General features: G+C 68.9%; 2 protein-coding genes and 1 pseudogene. 1 reads left to right on the plus strand and 2 read right to left on the minus strand.

Annotated features, from left to right (window positions below):
* Positions 1-370: pseudogene (locus RT567_RS16825) on the plus strand (rRNA methyltransferase); the annotation flags it as partial.
* Here RT567_RS16825 and RT567_RS16830 read toward each other — a convergent pair.
* On the minus strand, positions 367-744 hold the full coding sequence (locus RT567_RS16830) for an SH3 domain-containing protein (protein WP_313577335.1): 378 nt from the start codon (positions 742-744) through the stop codon (positions 367-369). The pseudogene RT567_RS16825 and the gene RT567_RS16830 overlap by 4 nt on opposite strands.
* Position 745: 1 nt before the next feature.
* Positions 746-1156 carry a metallopeptidase family protein gene (locus tag RT567_RS16835; protein WP_313577336.1) on the minus strand — a complete coding sequence of 137 codons (411 nt, stop codon included), beginning with the start codon at positions 1154-1156 and terminating at the stop codon, positions 746-748.
* Positions 1157-1424: the final 268 nt, after the last annotated feature.

Here is a 1424-nt window from a genome sequence, read left to right on the forward strand (position 1 = left end):
GCCGTGCACGGCCACCGGCACCTATCGCCGCAACCCCGAGGTGCTGCGCGCCACCCGCCCCGCCGACGTGGCCAAGCTGGCAGACGTGCAGCATCGCCTGCTGGACGCGGCCGCCGAGAAGGTGAAGCCGGGCGGCCGTCTGGTCTATTGCGTCTGCTCGCTGGAGCGCGAAGAGGGCGAGACGCAACTCATCGCCTTCCTGCGCCGCAACCCGGCCTTCCGCACCGTCGCGGCGGTCCCGGCCGAGATCGGCGCCCCGGACGAGGCGCTGACGCCCGAAGGTTGGCTGCGCATCCTGCCGTCGCAATGGGCGGAAAAAGGCGGTCTGGACGGCTTCTTCGTCGCCAAGCTGGAGCGGATCGCGGACTAGTCGTTTCGCTCAAGGACGACGACGGCGTCGGGGAGCCAGGCGCGCTCTCCCGTCGCCGTCTCGCAGAACAGGAAGCCGCTTTCGCTGTGGATCAGCCGGAGGCGGTCTCCTGCGCGGACGGTCAGTTCCAGCGCGTTGAAATCTCGGATCAGGCGCCAGCCGTCGGCGATGGGCTCGCACCAGCCGTCGGGCGTCCAGCCTGCGCGCCCATCCGCGCCGACGCACCAGGTCCACCCCATGAAGTCCGTCGGCATGGAGCCGTCCGAGACCGGAACCACGGCGTCGCCTGCCCGCACGTCGATCGGATTCTCATAGGGCCGATCATAGTCTGCGACGGCGCGGACATAGGTTTCAGGCGGAAAGACATACAGCACGTCAGTCCTCGTCGTCTTCGATGGCGTGGATCTGGTCGTCGTCCAGGCCCAGGTGGTGGCCGATCTCATGGATCAGGACGTGGGCGATGATCTCGGCCAGGCCGACGTCGCCGCGCTCGCACCATTCGTCGAGGATGGGCCGGCGATAGAGGAAGACGCGCGACGGCTCCGGCGCCGGGCCCATGCCGTCGCGTTCGCCGATGTGGACGCCCGAATAGAGGCCGGTCAGCTCGAACGGATCCTCGATCTCCAGATCGCGCAGGGTCTCTTCGTCGGCGAAATCGTCAATGCGGATGACGACGTCCCCGGCCGCCTGGCGAAATAGGTCGGGCAATCCGGCGAAGGCCTCTTCGGCCAGGCGGGCGAAATCGTCGAGCGACGGGGCGAGCTGGTCGGTCCAGGGCGTGGTCATGTCGGGGATATCGCCCGCGCTGCGCCGGGCCGCAATCGCAGACGCAACCGCGCGTGCATGGGCCGCATCGCAATTCGCCCAATCAGAGTATGGTAAACGGCGAATCGGCCTGACCTGACGGGCGGCCGACGCTTGGATCGGATTTTCTGGGGAAGGCATGGCCGAGGCGGATCTCGCGGCCGACATCGCCTTTGCGGCTACGGCGGGCGCGGCGGGGCTGGCGCTGGCGGTCAGCGTCTGGGCCTGGCGCCTGCGCGCCCGGCTGGTC

Origin of the sequence: Brevundimonas sp. (genome assembly GCF_032107865.1) — a bacterium.
Taxonomy (GTDB): Bacteria; Pseudomonadota; Alphaproteobacteria; order Caulobacterales; family Caulobacteraceae; genus Brevundimonas.